The organism is Flagellimonas olearia (assembly GCF_009184425.1).
Classification (GTDB): domain Bacteria; phylum Bacteroidota; class Bacteroidia; order Flavobacteriales; family Flavobacteriaceae; genus Flagellimonas; species Flagellimonas olearia.
Genome location: NZ_WELG01000158.1, coordinates 1 through 331, shown reverse-complemented (window position 1 = coordinate 331; position 331 = coordinate 1). Strand labels below are relative to the sequence as shown.

Here is a 331-nt window from a genome sequence, read left to right as displayed (position 1 = left end):
GCAGCCCACCCTGCCCGGCGACAAGAATGCCGCCCGCATCCCGGGGAAGAACAGCGGAGATTGAACGGCGGCCCGGCAGGTACCGTAGGGAAAAGGATTGACCACCATCGCGACTGGTAAGGATGCCGCCAGCATTTGTGACCAGCACCACCGTGCCATCCGCCAGTACGGTGCCATCGTTGATACCACGGGTCAGCTTTGAGGGAATTTTCACCCAGCTGCGCCCCCGATTAGCCGTCAACCACACATTGCCCTGCAAGCCATATGTCAGGACGTTGTTATCAGAAATCGGGGTTACACCGAACAGGGTGCCGCCATAGGGGCTATCTAG

General features: G+C 59.5%; 1 protein-coding gene. It reads right to left on the bottom strand.

Features of this window, described 5'->3' with window-relative positions; translation table 11 throughout:
* Nucleotides 1-331 (bottom strand): WD40/YVTN/BNR-like repeat-containing protein (locus F8C76_RS19510; RefSeq protein WP_211372212.1); only part of this gene is annotated, 331 nt, incomplete at both ends.